This is a genomic window from Sulfitobacter sp. (assembly GCF_036961165.1).
GTDB lineage: Bacteria > Pseudomonadota > Alphaproteobacteria > Rhodobacterales > Rhodobacteraceae > Sulfitobacter.
In genome coordinates this window covers 1-7,145 of the sequence record NZ_JBALVJ010000117.1, presented here as the reverse complement: position 1 = coordinate 7,145, position 7,145 = coordinate 1, and the positions used below count along the sequence as shown (strand labels likewise).

Annotated in this window: 10 protein-coding genes; 6 read left to right on the top strand and 4 right to left on the bottom strand. The window is 54.9% G+C overall.

Features of this window, described 5'->3' with window-relative positions:
* Positions 1-63: 63 nt before the first annotated feature.
* The 3 genes from V7730_RS21290 to V7730_RS21280 all read right to left on the bottom strand — a co-directional run bounded on the left by V7730_RS21290 (position 64) and on the right by V7730_RS21280 (position 1,627).
* Positions 64-408, bottom strand: coding sequence for a hypothetical protein (locus V7730_RS21290; protein ID WP_335749565.1), 345 nt, complete (start codon positions 406-408; stop codon positions 64-66).
* A 1-nt stretch (position 409) separates the two neighbouring features.
* The gene (locus V7730_RS21285; RefSeq protein WP_335749564.1) at positions 410-661 is read right to left on the bottom strand and encodes a DUF883 family protein; all 252 of its coding nucleotides are present in this window, start codon (positions 659-661) and stop codon (positions 410-412) included.
* A 156-nt stretch (positions 662-817) separates the two neighbouring features.
* The gene (locus tag V7730_RS21280; protein ID WP_335749563.1) at positions 818-1,627 is read right to left on the bottom strand and encodes a response regulator; all 810 of its coding nucleotides are present in this window, start codon (positions 1,625-1,627) and stop codon (positions 818-820) included.
* Between the two features lie 142 nt (positions 1,628-1,769).
* Here V7730_RS21280 and V7730_RS21275 point away from each other — a divergent pair, with 142 nt between their 5' ends.
* The 4 genes from V7730_RS21275 (at position 1,770) to V7730_RS21260 (ending at position 4,517) form a co-directional block, all read left to right on the top strand.
* The gene (locus V7730_RS21275) at positions 1,770-1,892 is read left to right on the top strand and encodes a NepR family anti-sigma factor (RefSeq protein WP_335749562.1); all 123 of its coding nucleotides are present in this window, start codon (positions 1,770-1,772) and stop codon (positions 1,890-1,892) included.
* Positions 1,889-2,446, top strand: coding sequence for an RNA polymerase sigma factor (locus tag V7730_RS21270; RefSeq protein WP_335749561.1), 558 nt, complete (start codon positions 1,889-1,891; stop codon positions 2,444-2,446). The genes V7730_RS21275 and V7730_RS21270 overlap by 4 nt, the downstream gene beginning before the upstream one ends.
* Before the next feature lie 3 nt (positions 2,447-2,449).
* Positions 2,450-4,171, top strand: coding sequence for a sensor histidine kinase (locus tag V7730_RS21265; protein ID WP_335749560.1), 1,722 nt, complete (start codon positions 2,450-2,452; stop codon positions 4,169-4,171).
* Positions 4,172-4,355: 184 nt separating this feature from the next.
* Positions 4,356-4,517 carry a hypothetical protein gene (locus V7730_RS21260; protein WP_335749559.1) on the top strand — a complete coding sequence of 54 codons (162 nt, stop codon included), beginning with the start codon at positions 4,356-4,358 and terminating at the stop codon, positions 4,515-4,517.
* Between the two features lie 52 nt (positions 4,518-4,569).
* Here the strand turns inward: V7730_RS21260 and V7730_RS21255 are convergent, their stop codons facing one another.
* A complete protein-coding gene (locus V7730_RS21255) occupies positions 4,570-5,121 on the bottom strand; it encodes a cupin domain-containing protein (RefSeq protein WP_335749558.1) in 552 nt (183 codons plus the stop codon).
* Positions 5,122-5,306: 185 nt separating this feature from the next.
* On the opposite strand from V7730_RS21255, the gene gabT reads away from it, so the two are divergent.
* Both gabT and V7730_RS21245 read left to right on the top strand, forming a co-directional pair.
* Positions 5,307-6,689: a 4-aminobutyrate--2-oxoglutarate transaminase gene (gabT, locus tag V7730_RS21250; RefSeq protein ID WP_335749557.1), complete on the top strand. Its 1,383-nt coding sequence runs from the start codon at positions 5,307-5,309 to the stop codon at positions 6,687-6,689.
* Between the two features lie 108 nt (positions 6,690-6,797).
* Positions 6,798-7,136: a hypothetical protein gene (locus tag V7730_RS21245; protein WP_335749556.1), complete on the top strand. Its 339-nt coding sequence runs from the start codon at positions 6,798-6,800 to the stop codon at positions 7,134-7,136.
* Positions 7,137-7,145 lie beyond the last annotated feature (9 nt).

The following is a 7,145-nucleotide window of genomic DNA, read 5'->3' as shown; positions in this document are numbered from 1 at the left end:
AGATGCATCTTAGCCAAGCCGCAAAACTGTCCTAAAAAGCAGGACCACTTCAGCTCGCCAGTATCAAGAACGCGTTCGCGCACCTGCATTCATGCCACTCATAAACGCTGCCATAAGCCCTTCGAAGGTGGCCTCTGGTGCAGGCGTAACAGGCGCGGGCTGGGGAACAGGTTTCTTACGGCGCATTGACACAGAGGCAAGACCGATAAGGCCAACCCCAGTATAAACCGCGCCAAGAATTACGGCTGCGTTTAGCGGTGTTGTAACTGTCAGCAGGAATAACCATCCCGCCAAGGTCCAGAAAACCAATCCAACAGTCAAAGCAACACACGCAAACAGCCCTATTGCGGCTGTTTGCGCTGTTTGCTCCACCTGCACGCGTGCTTTTGCTACTAGGTGGGAGAGCATCTTAGCGGCGTGCCGTGATCATGCCGACCAAGAAGCCCAAGCCAGCTGCAATGCCGAGCGATGTTGCTGGCTGCTTCTGGACAAAGTCTTCGGCCTGAAGCTGTGCTTCGAGAATTTTGTCGCGGCCAGCGTTTTGTAGGTTTTCGGCCGTCTTGGCTTCGGTCGTTTTTGCGGCGCCAAGGTCGGCCATTGTTTGTGTCAGGTTAGCCAGATCGCTTTTCAAAGTTGCGATCTGGGCGGACAGGTCTTCCATTCATACGTCATTGCCGGTCAGGGATAGGTTCGCTTTAGCCATGGTGAATTTCCTAAGTTGCACTTCGTTTCGCTGGGTTAACGCGCAGCGCACACCAATGTTCCAAAAAAAGCCCCGCCGACGATGCAGCGGGGCTTTGGACCTGAGTGGAGAGGTTCAGGCGTGAAGTGTCTCTGTTGAAGAGAAGAACATTGCCTGGCTCACGGCCGAGATAACCTGATCTTCGGTGTACGGCTTGGAGATTAGGAAGGCAGGCTCAGGCTTGTCACCAGTAAGCAGACGCTCTGGGAACGCTGTGATGAAGATCACAGGGCGCTGGCCCAGTTCGGCCAAAAGATCATTCACCGCGTCAATTCCGGAAGAGTTATCGGCCAGCTGGATGTCCGCTAGGATCAGGTCAGGCACATCGGCGCGACCCAGCGCAACAGCTTCGTCGCGGGTGCGGGCAACGCCGGTAACACGGTGGCCCATCTCGGCAACGATGCTTTCGATATCCATTGCGATGATCGCTTCATCCTCAATGATCATGACAGAGCCCGTCACGCTGTCTGCCATCTCATGGCGGGCAATTGCGACCAGTTCTTCTGCTTCGCTTGCTTCTACGGCGATGATCGTGCCGATGCTCTCGTAGTTAAAGCCTTCGATCGTGTAGAGCAGCAGCGCTTCGCGGCTGTTGTTCGTCAGCTTTGCCAAGTGGCGCTGCGCCTTTGCACGCGCACCGGATTCGCCTTCCTCTACTGGCGCACCAGCGCTGGCCCAAATACCGTAAAGAACACGGAACAAACCTGTCTTTACATCTGTTCCATCTAGAACAGAGCGATCTGTCAGGATTGCCTCAAGCGAAGCTGCAGCAAAGTTGTCCCCGCTGGTCTGGCTACCGGTAAGAGCGCGCGCGTAACGCCGTAGATAGGGTATAAACATTCCAAGCTGATCGCTAACGCTTTGGGCCGGTGTTGCATCCATCATTCGTGCAGTCCTTTTTTTTATCTTTTCGGGAACAAAACGCACTTAAGACGCGTTTGGTTCCCGAAGATGAAGCGGATTTTGAACTTTTTTGTGTGATAGAGGTAGAATGTCAGGACAGGGACAAAGCAAGCAACAGCACGGGGTGATCGACGAAAACCTGCGCCGTGTTTATCAGGAAGCTGTTGATGAAGGGGTCCCTGATCGCTTCAAATCACTTTTGGAACAACTGAAAAAGCAAGACGACGATGAGGATAAAAGCCAATGAGCGGCGCGGATCCTCGTGACGAGCTGGTAGAACATCTGCCGGCCATGCGTGCGTTTGCGATCTCGCTGACGCGCAACGGCTCCGTAGCGGACGATATGGTTCAGGATACTTTGGTTAAGGCCTGGACGAATATCGAAAAGTTTCAGGCGGGCACGAATATGCGCGCCTGGTTGTTCACAATTCTGCGCAACACCTATTATTCGTCCCGCCGCAAGGCAAAGCGCGAAGTTTCTGACGTGGACGGCATTTTCACCGAAAGCCTGGCAGAAAAGCCGGCCCATGACGGTCACCTGCAAATGAACGATTTCAGGGTCGCCTTGGGTAAGCTCAAGGTAGAGCAGCGCGAAGCGTTGTTGCTGATCGGCGCTTCGGGATTCTCTTATGAAGAAGCCGCTGAGATGTGCGGTGTGGCTGTTGGCACGATCAAAAGCCGGACAAACCGCGCGCGTGCGCAACTGGCTGAGTTGATGGGGCTGAATGAGGACGAAGCGATGGAGATGACGGACGATGCGACGATGTCTGTGCTCTCGGCTTCGAAAGTCGCAAGTTTCTAGACCATGACCTCTGGCTTTTTTCGCAATAGCTTCTTTGGTGGTCTCGCCTTTCGGGTTCTGCTGTTTTTGTCGCTGGCTTTGCTGCCTATTGGTTTGATCGCCGTTCAACAGACGCGTCAAATCGCGGAGCAAAGCCAGCGAACAGCAGAGCTGTCACTGCTTGCGGTGACCGACCAAGCGGCGGCTGTTGAGAGAACAACCTTGCAAGAGGCGCTGGGCGCTGGCCGCGCGTTGGCGGCAATCGTGGCGCTTGCGCGCGATGATCCGGCGCGGTGTTCGGCATTCCTGAAAAGCTACAAGGAAGGAGCCGAGATATATCGCCTCGTGGGGTACGTAAGGTCAGACGGTGTGATGAACTGTTCATCCACCGGAGAGCAGTACGAGCTAAGCTCAAGCGCGATTTTTCAGGCGGCGATGGAACGCAAGTCTGTTACGGTTTCCTCTGTCGCACGTGGTGCAGTGTCGGGCGCTGCGGTTGTCATCGTTACCGTGCCTCTGATCGAAAATGGCGATATGACGGGCTTTGTCTTTATTTCGATAGGCCAAGACGTTCTTAGAAATAGCAAACCTGAAACTCTGGATGCCACACCCAAAGCATTGCTCATTTTCAACAATGTTGGAGAACTGATTGCGACTGAGCAGGATGGGGACGTGGCGCGCGAAGAATTGCCCGCAGTCTATGACCTTGAGCAATTTGCGGGCACTGGGCGGCAGGTTTTCACCGCTCAAAGTGCAGGCGGGGACCAGCGTGTCTATGCCTTGATCCCGATGTTCCAAGACACCGTTTACGCGATGAGCGTTTGGCCCGTCGACACGCCGCTGCTTCAGACAGATTTTTCGGGCCGCGTATCTTCACTTCTGCCGATTGTGATGTGGATCGCCAGCCTTGTTGTGGCATTCTGGGCGCTGAACCGCCTGGCCATCACCCACATTAGTAAACTGGGTCGCCAGATGCGCCATTTCGCGTTGAACCGAACTCTGCCGCGTGTGCCCTTAGGCGATCGCGTGCCCAGGGAGATCGAAGCCATGGAGGAATCATTCCTTGGGATGGCTAATTCGATTTTGCAGGATGAGGCACGTCTGGAGGACAGCTTGCGCGAGAAGAATATTCTTCTCAAAGAGGTCCATCACCGCGTGAAGAATAACCTCCAGCTGATTTCCTCTATCATGAACATGCAAATCCGGCAGGCGCCGACCGATGCAAACCGCCGTGTCCTGCAACGCTTGCAAGACCGTATCCTGAGCCTCGCGACGGTTCATAAGAGTATGTATCAGGATAATGAAATGGCCCGCGTAAACGCGGGGGTTTTGCTGCGAGAGATCGTTGCGCAGAACCTTGCAGTCGGTATGGCGCCTAATGCAGGCATCAAGCTGGTCGAAGAATATGATGACATCATGATCGGTCCTGATGATGCTGCACCTATCACGCTTTTGGTGTCCGAAGCTGTAACAAACGCCCTGAAATATGTCGCGCGCGATACGAATGGGCAAAAGCAGATCCGCGTGAGCCTCAAATATGTCGGAGAAGAGCGTGCTAATTTGGCTGTCGAGAATACAGCTGGAGGTAAGGAAACCGAAGGCGGTACCGGTCTTGGATCAAAGCTGATCCAGGCATTTGCGCGGCAGCTGAACGGTAATCTGGAGATCCATGAAGAAGAGCACCGGTATATCCTGGAATTGGATTTCCCTGTGCCGCTGACGGATAAGATGGCCTACGATTACTAGGGGTATGCAGCTGGAAATTTCTTTAAGATATTGTAAGTAATTATTTAACTTAAGAATTTTTCTCAGCGTGCGGCAGGGTGCAGCAGAATGTCGCAGGGTCTAGCGGCATGAATCTCGAATTACTCGGGAACGATGCCGTGGCGTGACTGTTCTCTCATTGAACGCTTAGGAAAGGGAGGCGAAAATGACGACTGAGATGTTTCTCGGCGGCCTCATGATCCTGACGATGGTTGCTGGAATAGTGATTGCGATGACGTCTACACGCAATTCCGACAGCGGCCGCTTTGACGAGGATAGAACCCCTCGCAAGGACCGCGACAGCCGTGGGCCAAAGGCCCGAGGTTAGGGATTGTCAGACAAGAGGTTCAAAGACAGAAGGCTTCCCCGCTGTCTAGGCCTCAGAATACCGGCGGGGTCAGGGCGCTTACAATTTTGCATGGTTCGGTTCCGATATTGCGGAACCGGTGAGGCAAGCGGCTGTCAAAAATATAGCCGTCGCCGCTGTTTAGCACTCCCACGATGTCACCAACGGTCAATTGGATCTGCCCGTGCGTGATAATTCCCGCCTCTTCGCCTTCATGGGCCAGAAATTCAGGGCCGGTATCGGCGCCGGGGGGGTAGGTCTCATGTAGGACCTGAAGCGTGTGTTTGCGGGCGTTGCCCAATTGCCGCAGCGACACTTGGCCCGGACCCACCGGCGCAACCTGTGTCAGTTCGCCTGCGCGAAAGAATATCTTTGGCGTGTCCGGCTCTTCGATTGAACCGAAGAATTCGGCCATCGAGATGGGAATGGCATCCAGCAAGCTTTTAAGTGATGCCACAGAGGGAGAGGTTTTATCTTTTTCGATCAATGAGATCGTCCCGTTTGTCAGACCTGCACGGGTGGCAAGCTCCCGTTGGGACAGACCGCGCTGTATGCGGATTTCTTTTAGTCTTTGGCCGATGTCCAAGGGAGAACGTCCTGATAAAGTCGATGTGATCCGTGTAGGCGGGGATTTGCCCGAAATTGCGCACCCATTGGCGAAAAGTACAAGTGCCTGAACTATCCCGATTGACAATTAAATTAAACAGGGCAAAAGAATTTATTAAACGCGGGTCTGCCGCGTCTGGTTTTCACTCATATAGGATTATGTCCATGGCCAGCACTGCAAAACGTGGCTCTAACAAGAGCGTAAAGAAGAAGCCCCAGATCGCTATCGTCGAAGCTGCGGTGCCTGTGACTTATACCAACGCTGAACTGGTGGCGCGCCGTGAAGCGGCTGTGCCGCGTGGCGTGGCTTCTGCCGCGCCGGTTTATGCGTCCTATGCAGAGAACTCAGAGCTTTGGGATGTAGAGGGTAAGCGCTACATCGATTTCGTCGGTGGTATTGGTGTGCTTAACACAGGCCACCGTCACCCCGGTGTGATCGCTGCCGCTAAAGCGCAAGAAGACCTGTACACGCACACGTCCTTTCAGGTTGTGCCCTACGCGCCTTACGTCGAGCTGGCAGAGAAGTTGAACGCGCTGGCCCCCGGTGATGCACCCAAGAAAACACTTCTGGTCACCACTGGTGCCGAAGCAGTTGAGAACGCGGTGAAAATCGCGCGTGCCGCGACAGGCCGCCCCGGTGTGATCGCCTTTACTGGCGCTTATCACGGACGCACGCTGCTGACGCTGGGTATGACCGGCAAAGTGTCTCCTTACAAAAAGAGCGTCGGGCCGTTCCCTGCCGATGTTTTCCGCGCACCTTTCCCGAATGTGCGGGATGGCATCACCGTCAAGGATGCGCTGACAGGCCTTCAGAACCTCTTCCTGACAGATGCTGATCCGTCCCGCATTGCGGCGATCATTATCGAGCCTGTTCTGGGCGAAGGTGGCTATACGCCAGTGCCGTTCGAGATGCTAACTGCCCTGCGTGAAATCTGTGACAAGCATGGCATCATGCTCATTGCAGACGAAGTGCAGGCAGGCTTTGGCCGGACCGGCAAATGGTTCGCGATTGAGCATTCCGGTGTTGTGCCAGACATGATCACTGTGGCGAAATCAATGGCGGGCGGTTATCCTCTCGCCGGTGTCATCGGTCGTGCCGATGTCATGGACGCGATGGACCCAGGCGGTTTGGGCGGCACGTATGGCGGCAACCCTGTTGCCTGTGCGGCCGCTTTGGCAGCGATCACTGCGATTGAGGATGAGGACCTTTTGGCCAAGTCCATTGCGATGGGTGACAAGCTCAAAGCCCGCTTTGCAGAGATCGGCGCACGTTCTGCACCCTACCGGATGTGGGACATTCGCGGTCTTGGCGCGATGGTCGCGGTTGAATTCGTGACCGATTTTGAAAGCATCGCGCCGGATGGGCCACTGACCAAGCGCGTGATTGCACATGCTCTGGAACGCGGCTTGTTGCTGTTGAGCTGTGGCATGCATGGCAACGCCATCCGTGTGATGGTGCCGCTGACAGCTCCCGAAGAGATCGTGGACGAAGGTCTGGCGATCTTTGAAGAAGCACTGGTTGCTGCTGTCGCAGAGAGCGCGCAGTAAGCATCTGCTTTATCGTGCAGATTTTGGCGCGCGGAGGGAAACCTCCGCGCGTTTTTTCTTTTCGCGGGAGCCTGATATTGGATAAGCGTAGCGCGGGGAGATCGCTTCATGCGTGTGTTATTGCTTTCGATTATGACGTTTCTGGCCTGCGCTGCGCAGGCTGAAGAAGCCGTGCGGCTTGGCATCTTCGGTGTTGTCGACAGCGTAGCGCCGCTGACAGTAGCCGGACGTGAAATTTCAGCACCTAAGGATCTACCGGTGATCAGTCCGCAGGGATCAGGGCAAGAAATCGCGGTGGGTGATACCTTGGCGATTGTGGTGCGGCCAGAGGGCGGGAAGCTTGTTGCGACGCGGATATTGGAGGTTTTTCCCATTGTGGGGCCGCTGCGCGATGTCACGCCGGCTGAAGTGGTCCTGCTTTTTAGGACAGTTTTGCGGCTTGGCTAAGATGCATCT